The organism is Pseudomonas sp. GV071 (genome assembly GCF_003050835.1).
Taxonomy (GTDB): Bacteria; Pseudomonadota; Gammaproteobacteria; order Pseudomonadales; family Pseudomonadaceae; genus Aquipseudomonas.
On record NZ_QAOJ01000014.1, the window covers coordinates 1 to 14,228 of the forward strand.

Annotated in this window: 15 protein-coding genes; 10 read left to right on the top strand and 5 right to left on the bottom strand. The window is 62.0% G+C overall.

Features of this window, described 5'->3' with window-relative positions:
* Positions 1 to 369 precede the first annotated feature (369 nt).
* From C8K61_RS22570 to C8K61_RS22590, 5 genes are all read left to right on the top strand, one after another.
* Positions 370 to 1,488: an ABC transporter ATP-binding protein gene (locus tag C8K61_RS22570; protein ID WP_108098556.1), complete on the top strand. Its 1,119-nt coding sequence runs from the start codon at positions 370 to 372 to the stop codon at positions 1,486 to 1,488.
* A 57-nt stretch (positions 1,489 to 1,545) separates the two neighbouring features.
* Positions 1,546 to 2,688, top strand: a complete 1,143-nt coding sequence (locus C8K61_RS22575) for a PotD/PotF family extracellular solute-binding protein (RefSeq protein ID WP_108098557.1) — start codon at positions 1,546 to 1,548, stop codon at positions 2,686 to 2,688.
* Between the two features lie 132 nt (positions 2,689 to 2,820).
* Positions 2,821 to 3,729 (top strand): ABC transporter permease, encoded by a 909-nt coding sequence (locus C8K61_RS22580; protein ID WP_108098558.1) that lies wholly within the window; start codon positions 2,821 to 2,823, stop codon positions 3,727 to 3,729.
* Between the two features lie 16 nt (positions 3,730 to 3,745).
* Entirely contained in the window at positions 3,746 to 4,552 is an 807-nt protein-coding gene (locus C8K61_RS22585; protein WP_108098692.1) for an ABC transporter permease, read from the top strand.
* Positions 4,553 to 4,563: 11 nt separating this feature from the next.
* Positions 4,564 to 6,036 carry an aldehyde dehydrogenase family protein gene (locus tag C8K61_RS22590; protein WP_108098559.1) on the top strand — a complete coding sequence of 491 codons (1,473 nt, stop codon included), beginning with the start codon at positions 4,564 to 4,566 and terminating at the stop codon, positions 6,034 to 6,036.
* Between the two features lie 63 nt (positions 6,037 to 6,099).
* Here the strand turns inward: C8K61_RS22590 and C8K61_RS22595 are convergent, their stop codons facing one another.
* Genes C8K61_RS22595 through C8K61_RS22615 form a run of 5 tightly spaced genes read right to left on the bottom strand, consistent with a single transcriptional unit; the run spans position 6,100 to position 10,349 of the window.
* The gene (locus C8K61_RS22595) at positions 6,100 to 6,711 is read right to left on the bottom strand and encodes an N-acetyltransferase (RefSeq protein WP_108098560.1); all 612 of its coding nucleotides are present in this window, start codon (positions 6,709 to 6,711) and stop codon (positions 6,100 to 6,102) included.
* Between the two features lie 33 nt (positions 6,712 to 6,744).
* On the bottom strand, positions 6,745 to 7,998 hold the full coding sequence (locus tag C8K61_RS22600; protein WP_108098561.1) for a TIGR03862 family flavoprotein: 1,254 nt from the start codon (positions 7,996 to 7,998) through the stop codon (positions 6,745 to 6,747).
* A 55-nt stretch (positions 7,999 to 8,053) separates the two neighbouring features.
* Positions 8,054 to 8,755 carry a CTP synthase gene (locus C8K61_RS22605; RefSeq protein ID WP_108098562.1) on the bottom strand — a complete coding sequence of 234 codons (702 nt, stop codon included), beginning with the start codon at positions 8,753 to 8,755 and terminating at the stop codon, positions 8,054 to 8,056.
* 22 nt (positions 8,756 to 8,777) lie between these two features.
* The gene (locus C8K61_RS22610; RefSeq protein WP_108098563.1) at positions 8,778 to 9,407 is read right to left on the bottom strand and encodes a hemolysin III family protein; all 630 of its coding nucleotides are present in this window, start codon (positions 9,405 to 9,407) and stop codon (positions 8,778 to 8,780) included.
* Between the two features lie 27 nt (positions 9,408 to 9,434).
* The gene (locus C8K61_RS22615) at positions 9,435 to 10,349 is read right to left on the bottom strand and encodes a histone deacetylase (RefSeq protein ID WP_108098564.1); all 915 of its coding nucleotides are present in this window, start codon (positions 10,347 to 10,349) and stop codon (positions 9,435 to 9,437) included.
* Positions 10,350 to 10,429: 80 nt separating this feature from the next.
* Between C8K61_RS22615 and C8K61_RS22620 the strand changes: the two genes are divergently transcribed.
* The 5 genes from C8K61_RS22620 to C8K61_RS22640 all read left to right on the top strand — a co-directional run bounded on the left by C8K61_RS22620 (position 10,430) and on the right by C8K61_RS22640 (position 14,217).
* Positions 10,430 to 11,020, top strand: coding sequence for a GNAT family N-acetyltransferase (locus C8K61_RS22620; RefSeq protein WP_108098565.1), 591 nt, complete (start codon positions 10,430 to 10,432; stop codon positions 11,018 to 11,020).
* Between the two features lie 95 nt (positions 11,021 to 11,115).
* Positions 11,116 to 11,985, top strand: coding sequence for an acyl-CoA thioesterase II (gene tesB, locus C8K61_RS22625; protein ID WP_108098566.1), 870 nt, complete (start codon positions 11,116 to 11,118; stop codon positions 11,983 to 11,985).
* 523 nt (positions 11,986 to 12,508) lie between these two features.
* Positions 12,509 to 13,045, top strand: a complete 537-nt coding sequence (locus tag C8K61_RS22630) for a spore coat U domain-containing protein (RefSeq protein WP_108098567.1) — start codon at positions 12,509 to 12,511, stop codon at positions 13,043 to 13,045.
* 87 nt (positions 13,046 to 13,132) lie between these two features.
* Complete coding sequence (locus tag C8K61_RS22635; protein WP_108098568.1) at positions 13,133 to 13,660, top strand: spore coat U domain-containing protein; 528 nt, start codon at positions 13,133 to 13,135, stop codon at positions 13,658 to 13,660.
* On the top strand, positions 13,660 to 14,217 hold the full coding sequence (locus tag C8K61_RS22640) for a spore coat U domain-containing protein (RefSeq protein WP_108098569.1): 558 nt from the start codon (positions 13,660 to 13,662) through the stop codon (positions 14,215 to 14,217). Before C8K61_RS22635 ends, C8K61_RS22640 begins: the two co-directional genes overlap by 1 nt.
* Positions 14,218 to 14,228 lie beyond the last annotated feature (11 nt).

The window sequence follows — 14,228 nt, forward strand, 5'->3', positions numbered from 1 at the left end:
AGAGAAACCTGCTTCGACCCATGCTCCCTCACGGTCTCGTAACCAAAGGGAACCACGGTCTGAAGCAGGTTGAATTTAGCTTACAAGGGGACCCGAAGCGCAGCGTAGGGCCGAGGTTGGGGCAAGATTTTTTGGATTTTTTTTTATGGTTCGGCTCACCGACGACTGAAAAAAGAAACTCGCGCGTAAGGTGCGAAACAAAACGCTCAGCACCCGCGGTAAAGCAGAACACCGCCACATCCCAAGGAAACGCCAACCCCGCGCCCAGGTCGCAAAACCGACCTCTATCCCCCAAGGGATATATACGCCCCCAAACCCCCATTGCTAGTTTCCCCTCACACGCACAAGAACCAGTACAAGGGGCGAGCGGTGAGCGATTCCAGCCAAGCATTCGATATCGAGTTCCGTCAGGTGGTGAAGCGCTACGGCGCCACGCCGGCGGTCAACGGTGTGAGCTTTCAGGTGCGCCGTGGCGCTTTCCATTCGTTTCTTGGCAGTTCGGGCTGCGGCAAAACCACCACCCTGCGGATGATCGCCGGCTTCGAGCAACCCTGCGAAGGAGAGGTGTTGCTGGCCGGCCGTTCGGTGGCCGGGGTGCCGGCGTTCCAGCGGCCGGTGAACATGGTGTTCCAGAGCTACGCGCTGTTCCCGCACCTGAGCGTGGCCGACAACATCGCCTACGGCCTGCGCTACCAGAACCCGCGCCCGGATAAAAAAGAACAACGTCGCCTGGCCGATGAAGCCCTGGAGATGGTCCGCCTCAGCGGCTACGGCCAACGCAAACCCAGCGAGCTCTCCGGCGGTCAGCAACAACGTGTAGCCCTGGCCCGCGCCCTGGTGAACAAGCCCACGGTGCTGCTGCTCGACGAACCGCTGGCGGCGCTGGACCGCAAGCTACGCAAGGAAATGCAGTCCGAGCTGCTGCGCTTGCAGCGTGAAGTGGGCATCACCTTTGTGCTGGTCACCCACGATCAGGAAGAGGCGCTGTCGATGAGCGACAGCATCAGCGTGATGCAGGACGGCCTGATCGTGCAGACCGCGACCCCCGAACAACTCTACGAAACCCCTGCCAGCCGCTACGTGGCCGACTTCATTGGCGAGTCCAACCTGTTCAACGGCACGGTACGCCGCGTCGATGGCAACTCGGTGGTGCTGGAAACCGCCCAGGGCCTGCAGTTGACCAGCCCGCGCAGCCCGAGCGGCAAGGCCCTCAGCGCCCAGGTCGAAGGCTGCATTGCGGTGCGCCCGGAGCTGATCAGCATCGGCGCGGCCAACTCGCCGCTGGGCCGCGAGGTGACCCTCAACGGTCAGGTGGAAGACCGTATCTACCTCGGCAACCTCACCGAGTACCGCGTTCGTACCGAACCCTTTGGCATCGTCTGTGTGCGAGTGCCGCGGGTGCGGGAACACCACCAGGCGAGTTTCGAACACGGCGCCGCCGTGCAGATCGGCTGGGACCAGGCCAATGGCCTGGCGATGGGACTTTGATAGGCGCAGTTCGGCAGGTCCACCAATAACTAACCGACACGTTTAAGGGGAAGCACTGTGGATAAAAAAGACTTTATTAAAACAATGCGTAGCTGGCAGAACGGTTCGATCACTCGCCGCGACTTTCTGGGCCGTACCGGCCTGGGTGTAGCCGCCGCCGTTGTCGCTAGCAACATGCCCGGCATCCTGACCAACAACGCCTTCGCCGCCGAAAAAGGTTCGATTGGCGACCGCGTGGCCCTGGCCACCTGGCCCAATTACCACAACCCGGCCAACCTCGAAGCCTTCGCCAGCCAGACCGGTGCCAAGGTGCAGATGAGCGTGTTCGGTTCCAACGAAGAAATGCTCGCCAAGTTGCAGGCCGGTGGCAGCGGCTGGGATGTGTTCGTACCCACCAACTACACCATCAGCACCTACGTGGAGCTGGGCCTGATCGAGCCGCTGGACCTCACCCGACTGAGCAACTTCGATCCCAAGTCCTACGAAAAACGCTTCATGGAACAGGGCATCGTCAACGGCAAGGTGTATGCCGTGCCGAAGAACTGGGGCACCACCGGCTTCGTTTACGACAGCGAAAAAATCAAAGGCAAACCGGCATCCTGGAAAGAGTTCTGGGAGCTGGCCAAAGGCCCGGCAACCGGTCGGGTGATGGTGCACGACTACCAACTCACTGCCATCGGCAACGCGCTGAAATCCTTCGGCTACAGCTTCAACTCGCTGGATGAAAAAGAGCTGGCCGACGCCGAGAAGCTGTTGATCGACGTGAAGCCGCACCTGTTCGCCATCAACTCCGACTACCAGCCGAGCATGCGCAGCGGCGATGCCTGGATGTCCATGTGCTGGACCGGCGACGGCTCGCAGTTGCACCGCGACTTGCCCAACCTGCAGTTCACGCTGGGCAAGGAAGGTGGCGAATTGTGGAGCGACTTCTTCGCCATTCCCAAAGACGCCGAGCATCGTGACGCGGCCTACGCCTTTATCAACTTCCTGCTCAACCCACAGGTGAACAAGCTGGAAGTCGAGGCCCACGGCTATCCGAGCGGCGACAAACGTGTGGACGCCTTGCTGCCCAAGGAAATGCTCAGCGACCCGATCATGTACCCGGCGGCTGAACTGCTCAGCACCCTGGAGTTCGGCGCGGCAGCCACCCTTACCAGCCCGGTGCGGGCGGAATTGATGGCGCGGTTTAAAGCCGCCTAACGCAAACCTCGGTCCCTGTGGGAGGGGCTTTAGCCGCGATGCTCTTGATCTTTGGAAAGCATCGCGGCTAAAGCCCCTCCCACACCGAATGTGCTGGCAAAAAAAGATCCGTTTATGCCCAAGGATTCCCCGATGAACATTGCCGTTAGCACGCCGCTGCCTGCAGTGGCTGCCGCTGCGCCCAAACCTGCGCCCAGCCTCGGCCGGCGTATCACCTGGCTGCTGCTGTTGCCCTCAACCTTGTGGTTCGTGCTGCTGCTGTTGATGCCGCTGGTGGTGATCCTGCTGTTCAGCCTCGGTGAGCGCAGCGCAGTGGGCGGTTACACCCCGGCGTTCACCTTCGCCAATTACCTCAACCTGGCCTCCCGTGCGGCGGCGTTCAGCAACACCCTGGTGCTGGCGCCATTGGGCACCTTGGTGTGTCTGCTGGCGGCTTACCCGCTGGCGTATTTCCTCGCGGTGAAGGTGCAGCGCAACCGCTCGTTGTTGCTGACCCTGGTGATCGTGCCGTTCTGGACCAGCTTTCTGATCCGCACCTATGCGTGGATTTTCATCTTGAGCGGCAAAGGCATTCCGGCGCTGCTGGCCAGCCTAGGTCTCGATGACGTGCGCCTGATCAACACGCCAACGGCGGTGCTGATCGGCATCGTCTACGGCTATCTGCCGCTGATGGTGTTCCCGATTTTTGTCAGCCTGGAGAAGCTCGATAAACGCTTGTTGGAGGCGTCGCACGATCTGGGCGCCGGCGCCTTCGAAACCTTCCGCCGGGTGACCCTGCCGCTGTCGGCGCCGGGGGTGATCACCGGGGTGATGCTGGTGTTCATTCTGCTGATGGGCGAGTTCCTGATTCCGGCGATTCTCGGCGGCGGCAAGGTGTTTTTTGTCGGCAACGCGCTGGTCGACCTGTTCCTGCAATCGCGCAACTGGCCGTTCGGCAGCGCGGTGGCGATGACCCTGGTGGCGATGATGCTGGCGATCATCGCGGTGTATCTGAAACTGGTGGCGCGCTACGGCGGCCGCCAGCAAGACGGGATGCTCTGAGATGAATGACAAGGCTCTGTGGCTACGGGGTTATTCCACCTCGGTGTACCTGTTTCTCTACGCGCCCATCGCGCTGATCATGCTGTTCAGCTTCAACGCCGGGCGCAGTGGGCTGTCGTTCGAATGCTGCTCGACGCAGTGGTTCGGCCGTGCGTTTGCTAACCCGTTCATCATGGAAGCGCTGGGCAACAGTGCGTTGATTGCGCTGTGTTCGGCGTTGCTGGCGACCCTGTTAGGCACCCTGGCGGTGTTCGGTTTGCAGCGCGTCAGCGGGCGGGTGCGGATGGTGTTTGATGCCCTGACCTACTGCGCGATCATCGTGCCCGGCATCGTCATCGGCATTGCCACGTTGATCGCCTTTATCACCTTGTTCGACCTGTTCAACCCGCTGCTGGCGGCGCTGAACCTGGGCCTGCCGAAACTGCGCATGGGCTTTTTCACCGTGGTGGCGGCGCACTCGCTGTTCACCATGGCGCTGGTGATGGTGATTGTCCGCACCCGCGTCGATGCCCTCGACAAAGCCCTGCTGGAAGCCTCGGCCGATCTGTATGCGCCGCCGCTGGAGACCTTCTGGCGGGTGATCTTGCCGCAGATAGCGCCAGCGATTCTGGCCGGCTTTCTGCTGGCGTTCACGTTCAGCTTCGACGATTTCATCATCGCGTTTTTTGTCGCCGGCTCGGAAACCACCTTGCCGATCTACATCTTCTCGTCGATCCGTCGGGGCATCACCCCGGAGATCAATGCCATCTCCACTGTGATCATCCTCGCCTCGCTGGCGCTGCTGTTCACCTCCCGTTATCTGCAGGGCCGCCGAGCCGCCTGAAGGAGAGAGCCATGCGCGATCAGCTGTATATCAACGGCCAATGGGTAAATCCGGACCTGGGCGGCTACTTCGACAGCCTCGACCCGGCCACTGAGGAAGTCATCCAGCGGGTGCCGGCCGGCACCGAAGAAGACATCGACCACGCCGTGCGCGCCGCCCGCCGCGCCTTCGACAATGGCTGGGGGCAGACCACCGGCGCCGAACGCGCCGACTGGCTGGAGGCGCTGGCCAGTGAACTGGAAGGCAGCCAGGACGCCCTGGCGTTGCTTGAGGTACGCGACAACGGCAAGCCGCTACCCGAAGCGCAATGGGACATCGGCGATGCCATCGGTTGCTTTCGTTACTACGCCGAACTGGCCCGTGAACTCGACCAGCAACAGAATGAGCCGCTAGCCCTGCCGGACGAGCGTTTCCGTTGCCATATCCGCCGCGAGCCGATTGGTGTGGCGGGGCAGATCATTCCCTGGAATTACCCGTTACTGATGGCTTCGTGGAAGGTCGCCCCGGCCTTGGCGGCAGGCGCGACAGTGGTGCTCAAACCCTCCGAACTGACCCCGCTGACCGCGCTGGAACTGGCCGCTGCCGCCGACAAGATCGGCTTGCCGGCGGGCGTTTTGAACATCGTCACCGGCCTTGGCGGCGATGCCGGCAGCCCGCTGAGTCAGCACCCACAGGTGGATAAACTGGCCTTCACCGGCAGCGTGCCGACCGGGGCGAAAATCATGTCGGCGGCCGCTGCCGATATCAAAAACATCAGCCTGGAGCTGGGCGGCAAGTCGGCCTTTATCGTGTTTGACGATGCCGATATCGACGCCGCCGTGGAGTGGATTCTGTTCGGTATTTTCTGGAACCAGGGCCAGGTGTGCAGCGCCACCTCGCGTCTGCTGGTGCAGCAGGGGATCGCCAGCAAATTGCTCGAGCGCCTGGTGGAAGCGGCGCGCGCCATTACCATCGGCAGCGGCCTGGAGCAGGGGGTATTGCTTGGGCCGTTGGTGAGCAAAGGGCAACTGGAAAAAGTCATCGGCTTCGTCGAACAGGCCAAACTAAGCGGTGCCAAATTGCTCACCGGCGGCAAGCGCCCGGCGCACCTGGAACGTGGTTATTTTATTGAGCCGACGATCTTCGACGAGCCGGCGGAGAACAGCATCATCTGGCGCGAAGAAGTGTTCGGCCCGCTGCTCTGCGTGAAACGTTTCAGCACCGAGGAAGACGCCATCCGCATGGCCAACGCCAGCCGCTTCGGCCTGGCCGGCGCGGTGATGAGCGCTGACCCGCAGCGTGCCACGCGGGTGGCCAATGGGCTGCGCGCCGGCATCGTCTGGGTCAACTGCTCACAACCCACCTTCAACCAGGCGCCCTGGGGCGGAATGAAACAGAGCGGCATCGGCCGCGAGTTGGGGCGCTGGGGGTTGGATAACTATCTGGAAGTGAAGCAGGTTACCGAGTACATCGGCACTGAGCCGTGGGGGTGGTACCTGAAGTGATCGCCGCCTGGGCTGTGTTTCCAGGAATCGAGGCCGGGTAGGAGCGGCTTCAGCCGCGATGCTTTAAAAGTTCGACCCACCCGCTCGTTCCATGTAGTGGTGATCGGGCACGCCGGGGAGGGTGGAGATGCGTTGGGCGATCACCTGAAAACCCAGGCGCTCATACAGCGCCTGCGCCAATGGGTTTTCTGCGGAGACGTCCAGCGCCGCCTTCGGTAAGCCACGCGCGCAGCCCAGCTTGAGGAAATAGTCGATCAACTGGCTGCCAATGCCCTGGCCGGTCAGGCCCGGTTGTACGCCGAGGTGGGCGAGGTAGCTCATACCCTTTTGCGGCGGCTTGATCAGGTGTTCCATCTGCAGGCCCCTGTGGATAACCCCGACAGCCAGGCGCACTCCGTAGAAACGCAGAATCTGCCAGGTGGCGGCGAGCATGTTACTGAGGTTGGCGTCGGCGCTGGCCAAGGTGCCGGTGACCACCACCTGGCCTTCCAGCTCACCGACCCAATGCTGGCGATGGCTGAACTGCCCGCTGTTGCCGATAAATACCTGGCGGAGAAAATCCTGCACCTGGCTATGCCCGAACACGTAATCGAAGGCGGCCGGACCTGAGCTATAGATCAGCGGAATGGCGGCGTCGGCGTCATCGGGGCGGGCAGGGCGGAAGGTCAGGGACATGGCAACCTCGTGCGGAAGAGGGGAAAAGCGAATCTAGCACGATAGTTCCATTTCTGCTCGGTTGAGCCAGGCCAACACACCCAAGCCCGCTGCACGGCCACTGGCAAAGCAGGCAGTAAGCAGGTAGCCGCCGGTGGGCGCTTCCCAGTCGAGCATCTCGCCGGCGCAGAACACACCGGGCAGTTGCGTGAGCATCAACCGCTTATCCACCGCCTCGAACGGCACGCCACCGGCGCTGCTGATGGCTTCGTCCAGCGGCCGGGTGCGCACCAGGGTCAGGGGCAGGGCTTTGATCGCCTGGGCCAGTTTCGCCTCGTTGGTGAAGGTGGCGGCATCGGTGAGTTCGCGCAGCAGGCCGGCACGTACACCGTCCAGGCCGAGGGCGCTGCGCAGGTGGTTGCTGAGGGATTTGCTGCCGCGCGGTTTATGCAGCAGGGCCAGCACCTGTTCCGGGGTTTTCTGCGGCAGCAGATCGAGGTGCACGGTGGCGTTGCCGTGTGCATTGATGGCCTCGCGGATCGGTGCCGAGAGGGCGTACACCAGGCTGCCTTCCACCCCGTGCGCGGTGACCACAAATTCCCCTAGCCGCGGCGGCTGGCCGGGCAGGGCAATGGCGCAGGACTTCACTGGCGCGCCGGCAAATTTGTCCTGGAACACCGCGCTCCACGCCGCCACTTCGAAGCCGCAATTGCTCGGCTGCAGTGGTACCAGCGGCACCCCACGTTCGGCCAGCAGTGGCTGCCAGGCACCATCGGAACCGAGCCGCGCCCAACTGCCACCGCCGAGGGCCAATACCGTGGCACGCGCGTCGATCAGTTGTTCGCCATCGGCGCCAGCAATGCGCAAGCGGCCATCGGCATGCCAGCCCAGCCAGCGCTGGCGGGTGTGGATAACGACGCCGTGTTCACGCAGACGCTTGAGCCAGGCACGCAGCAGCGGCGCGGCTTTCATGTCGGTGGGGAACACCCGGCCGGAGGTGCCGACGAAGGTGTCGATGCCCAGGCCATGAATCCAGGCGCGCAACTGTTCGGCATCGAAGTCGCGCAGCAGCTCGCCGAGCTCGCCGGCCCGTGGACCATAACGGCCGACAAACGCGGACTTGGCTTCGGCGTGGGTAATGTTCATGCCGCCAACCCCGGCCAGCAGGAACTTGCGCCCCACCGAAGGCATGGCGTCGAACAGCTCGACCTTTACCCCGGCCAGGGCCAAGACCTCGGCGGCCATCAGGCCGGCGGGGCCGCCGCCGATGATGACGACGGGAGGGGAGGACGGTGAGGAGGCAGTCATGGAGGCAGCTACAGAAAAAAGTCGCGGCATTCTACCCGAGCAGCCAGGCGCGTGATCACAGCGGTTGCTCGGCCACCGCTTCGATAAAGGCGCGGATGATCGGTGGCAGCTCGCCTTGCAGCGCAGCTCGCTCCGGCTGGAACAGGGTGCCGACGAAGAACGGATGCTCCGCCAGTTCGATGCCACGGGCATCGCCCTGGTCGTCCCGGGCGGTGATGCGCAACGGGCCGCTGGCCAGGGCCTGGGCGAACTCCGGGTTGAGGCCGTAGCGGCAGTGGTAGCCTTCGGTGATGTGCAGTTGGCCATAGGCTTCGGCCAGTCGCGAGCCGGGCGCCAGTTCGATAGCGCCGCTGACTTCCACCAGCGCGCAGCTCAGCGGGGAAATCACCAGGCGTTCGCCCTCGGGGTGGGTTTCGGCGTGTTCGGCATCGGCCCAGCCCAGTACCGAGCGGGCGTACTCGATCAGCGCGTGCTGAAAACCACCGCAGCTGCCAAAGAACGGCACCTGCTTTTCCCGCGCATAGCGGATGGCGAACAGCGCGCCGTCCATGCTTCGGTACGGCGTCGCTGGCACTGCCCACAGACCGTGGTATTCGGCCAGGTGTTTGTGCCCCGGCAAACTCTCGGTGGCCAGCCACTGCGGTTCGACGTGCACGCCCACTGCTGCACCGGCCAGGGCCAGGGCTTTGGGGATGGCTTGGTGGGCGATGACGTCGGCGTGGTAGTCGCCGATCAGACCGATATGCACGGTGGACATGGGGCAGACTCCTGTCGGTGGGTTAGTGCTGGCCAGGCAACACGTAAAACAGGATGGCGACAAAGTGCAGCAAGCTGCCGGCCATCACAAACAAATGCCAGATGCCGTGCCAGTGGCGAAAGCGGCTGTCGTTGGCGAAGAAGATGATGCCCACGGTATACAGCACGCCGCCCGCGGCCAACCATTTGAAGCCGGTCATGCCCAGCGCGGCGATCAGTGGTTTGACCGCAATCAGCACAATCCAGCCCATCACTGCATAGATGATCAGCGACAGCACCCGCGCCTCCGAGCGTGGTTTTATCTCCTGCAACATGCCGATCAGCGCCAGGCCCCAGACAATCCCGAACAGCGTCCAGCCCCAGGGGCCGCGCAGGGTGATCAGGCAGAACGGGGTGTAGCTGCCGGCAATCAACAGGTAGATCGACAGGTGATCGAGCTTTTGCAGCAGGCGTTTTTTTGGCCCGCTGACGCTGTGGTAGACCGTGGAGATGCTGTAGAGCAGCACCAGAGTGACGCCATACACGGCGACCCCGACGATCTTCCAGGCATCGCCGGTGAAACTGGCCAGCACCAGCAGCCAGACGGCGCCGATGGTGGCCAGGACGGCGCCGATGAGGTGGGTCCAGGCGTTGAATTTTTCTCCGTGGTACATGGGTGTCTTGTGCCTTGAAAAGTGCGTTTAGTGCTGGCTTGACCAGACACGGTTCGCGCTGTGATGAAGAATTCCGTGACGCTTGGCCAACGCCAAACGGTCTTTGTCGTAGCCGCCGCCGATCACGCCCATCACTGGAATATCGCGGCCCAGGCAGTGGCGGATCACGCGCTCATCGCGTTCGGCCAGACCCTGGTCGGTGAGGGTGAGGTAACCGAGGGCATCGTCCTTGTGCACATCCACCCCGGCGTCATACAGCACCAGGTCCGGCTGATACAGCGGCAATAAATAATTGAGGGTGTCGTCGACCACTTTCAAATAGTCGGCATCGCCCATGCCCATGGGCAACGGAATATCCCAATCGCTTTGTGCCTTGCGCGCCGGGAAGTTTTTTTCGCAGTGCAGCGACACGGTGATGGCTTCGGGTGTGTCGGCCAATATCCGCGCGGTGCCGTCGCCCTGGTGCACGTCACAATCGAAGATCAGCACGCGCTGCACACGGCCGGCTGCCAACAGATAACGGCTGATGATCGCCAGGTCATTGAAGATACAAAAGCCAGCGGCATGGTCGTAATGGGCGTGGTGCGTGCCGCCGGCCAAGTGGCAGGCCAGGCCGTGTTGCAGCGCCAGTTCGGCGGTCAGCAGTGAGCCGCCGACTGCACGCACGGTGCGCCGCGCCAGGGCTTCGCTCCAGGGCAGGCCGAGGCGGCGCTGCTCGTCGCGGCTGAGCTCGCCGCTGAGAAAACGCTCGATATAGCTAGGCTCATGGGCGAGGGCGAGAATCTCCGCCGGACAGATCTCCGGGCGCAGCAGCTCGGCATCGGTGGTCAGGCCGCTGGCCACCAGGTGCTCGCGCAGCAGGCGGAATTTTTCCATCGGAAAACGATGGTCGGCCGGAAAGGGCGGGCTGTAGTCGTCGTGATAGACCAGGGGCAGACGCATACACTCAACCAGGTAAAAGAGGTCGCCAGTATCCTCGCCAGGCTGGGCGACCTCAAGCCAAGCACCAGACAGGAGTTGCCATGAATGCACCGCTGGAACTGCAAACCGAACGCCTGCTGCTGCGCCGCTGGCGTGACGACGACCTGACGCCGTTCGCCGCGATGGTCGCTGACCCCGAGGTGATGCGCTATTTCCCAGGTACCCAAAGCACTGCCGAAGCCGCTGCCTTGATCGAGCGGGTGCACGCCCATTTGGCTGAACATGGCTTTGGTCTGTGGGCCCTGGAGCGCAAGGACAACGGCGCCTTTATCGGTTTTACCGGTCTGGGTGTGGTGGGCTTTGAGGCGCCGTTTTGCAAAGGTTCGGCGCCGACCATCGAGATCGGTTGGCGGCTGGCCCGTTCGCAGTGGCGCCAGGGTTTTGCCAGTGAAGCGGCGCGGGCCTCCCTGGCCTTCGCTTTCGACCATTTGCAGTTGGCCGAAGTGGTGGCCTTCACCGTACCGGCCAACCAGGCTTCGCGTGGGGTAATGACGAAGATTGGTATGCAGCGTGACCCCGCCGATGACTTCCAGCACCCGAACCTGCCCGGTGGCCATCCCCTGCGCGAGCATGTGCTGTATCGCATCAACCGAGCGCAGTGGTTGGCGCAAAAGCCGCCAAGCTTGGACTGATGGTCACCGGCCTTTTTTGCCGTGAAGGCCGACAGCAGCGGGCAAAGCCTTTACCATTTCGCCAGCCTGAATAAATGCGTGATGAGGAATAACCGATGAGCCAATTACTCGATGATCTGGTGGCCTTGCTGAGCCTGGAACAGATCGAGGAAAACATGTTCCGTGGCGTCAGCCAGGACCTTGGTTTTCGCCAGCTCTACGGTGGCCAGGTACTGGGCCAATGCGTATCGGCGGCCAGCCAGACCGTGGAAGCCGAGCGCCATGTGCACTCGCTGCACGGTTATTTCCTGCGCCCGGGTGATGCCAGCCTGCCGGTGGTGTACCTAGTGGACCGCGTGCGCGACGGCGGCAGTTTCAGTACCCGGCGGGTGACCGCTATCCAGAAGGGCGCGCCGATCTTTACCTGCAGCGCCTCGTTTCAGAATGACGAGGAAGGCCTTAGTCACCAGATCCAGATGCCTGATGTCCCCGGCCCGGAAAACTTCCGCTCGGAAACCGAGCTGGCAGGCGAAGCCGCCGCGTTTATTCCTGCCCGCATGTTGGAGCGCGCCACCAGCCCGAAACCCATCGAGATTCGCCCGGTCACCAGCGGCAATCCCTACGAGCCGGTGGTGCGTGAGCCGGTGAAGTACGTGTGGTTCCGCGCCGACGGCACCCTGCCGGATGAGCGCCAGTTGCACAAATACCTGCTCGGCTACGCCTCGGACTTCAACTTGCTGACCACCTCCATGCAGCCGCACGGCGTCTCGGTGTTCCAGAAGTTTATGCAGGTGGCCAGCCTCGACCATTCCCTGTGGTTCCACGCCGACCTGCGCATGGACGACTGGCTGCTGTATGCCATGGACAGCCCATGGTCAGGCAATGGTCGCGGGTTTGCCCGTGGCAGCATCTTCAATCGCGCCGGGCAGTTGGTGGCCTCGGTGGCGCAGGAAGGGCTAACCCGCGTGCGCGAAGACTGGCGGTAGGTTGGCGTCAGGAAGCGTTCAATAGCGGTGTTCGCCGCAGCATCAGAAGTTGGCCATACATTCCAGCCCCAACCCATTTCGAACAATCACCCCTACGCCAACTTGCTCGTTTAAAAACAGATTTGAAATTGAAGATAGTGCGATTGGCTATAAGTAATTGAACTACCGTCTCCGCTTGGTTCACCGACTTAATCTCTAAAAAACCCGCTAGCACAATCGTTTATCTGGCATGGCATTTTGCCGTTAGTCGGCCTCTAAGGCCTCTGAATTCGCCGCCTCGCTGGTTTTTCAGCGGATCTTTCCAGCGGAATGTTATGTAAGACATTGGCTACATAGTCTTACTAATATTTCCTACAAAATTAACTGCTCGGTACATAGAACAATCACTTACGTGAAACCCGCGCTATTACACAGAATCAATGATTGATAGTTGACGCCATAAAGTTGTTTTGAAAGCGGTCGAATTTCTACTAAGTTGCAATCAAGCGTGAATACGCGACTAATTTCGTAGGAGTTATCTGAGATGAAACGCCGCTTTCTGCTGTTCCCTGCCGTGCTGCTTGTCCCCGTTGCTCTGAACGTCGAAGCGGCGGGGACCGTGCAGGGTCAACTGGGCATCCAGATCATCATTGGCGCCGGCTGCACCGTGAACAACGGCACCAGCAACGCCACCACCAACAACTTCGGTAGCATCACCTTCGGCTCCTACCCAAGCCTGGCCAACAACATCGACGCGCAGTCGGTGGGCGCCAGCGCCGGTAGCTCCTTCGGTATCGAATGTGCCAACGCCACCAACTACAGCGTGGCCCTCAACTCCGGGCTGAACAGCACCGGTACGCAGCGGCGGATGGCCAGCGGCGGCAACTATGTGCTCTACAACCTGTACCAGGATGCGGCCCGGATCACCCCGTGGGGTAACGGCACCAACGGTGGCACGGCGCTGGCTGGTGTCGGCAACGGCGCCAACCAGGACATGGTGGTGTACGGCCGGGTTCCCAACCAGACCACACCGGCCACCGGTACCTACACCGACACGGTGCAAGTCACCATTACCTGGTAACGCTGATACCCAGCGGTTAACCGGGTCACCACGAGGGTTTTGTCACCAACGCGACACGGATGTACCTCTCCACTGCCAGGTATTGCCATGCGTTGCCTTCGCACTACTCCAAGGACGTGGCTGCTGCTGTTGAGTCTGCTCGGTTGCAGCCCGGTCGCCCTCAGCGTCACCAAGTCCGCCACCATCGGCTTGAGTGCCGAAGTCCTGCCGGCGTGCAGTGCGGGCAGTACGGCGCCGGCTACCCTCGGACAGTTCGGCACCCTGAATTTCGGTACGTACTTTTCCCTCAACACGCTGGTATCGGCCACCAGTTCGGTCGGCAACGGTTCACTACGGATCAACTGTTTGCTCAACACCCCTTATCGGGTGCTGCTCAGTGCCGGTGGTAGCGGCAACGTGGCTGCACGGCGCATGACCGGCCCGGCCGCCGCGCAGATCAATTACAACCTCTACACCTCGGCGGCCTACACCACGGTCTGGGACAACACCACTGGCGTCACCGGCACCGGCACCGGCGCCGACCAATACCTGCAAGTGTTTGGCCGCGTGCCGAAACAGGCCGCGCCCACCCCCGGCACCTACACCGACACCATCACCGTAACGGTGAGTTGGTAATGCGCCGGCCCCCCTGCAAGAGACGGATTGCGGCGCTATGGCTGTGCCTGGCTACGACAAGCAGCTGGGCGGATACCGGCGTCAACGACACGCCGATCAACAAGCCATTCCTGGTCAAGGCTGCCATCGTCAATGGCTGCATTCTCGGTTCCGGCGGCGCCGATGTGACCACCTTCGGCAGCATCAACTTTGGCCAGGTCAGCCTGCTACCAAGCAATGTCGACGTCACCAGCACCACCGGCGCCGGCTCCATTTTGCTCCAGTGCACGCCGGGTACATCGCTGACCATCGGCCTCAATTCCGGCCTCAATACCAGCAGCATCGCCAGCGGACGTTTACTGATCAAAGGCGCGGAAACCCTGCGTTATCAGCTCTATCAGGACGCAGGTACTACCATTTGGGGTAACGGCACGAATGGCGGCACGGTGAAAAGTCTGACCTTTCCCGCGGGCACCGCCACCGTCGCCTACCCGGTATTTGCGCGGTTGTTTGCGGTTACGCCGATGCCATCGGCGGGGATTTACAGCGATACGGTGACGGTGACCATCACCTACTAAGGCGAGAAAAA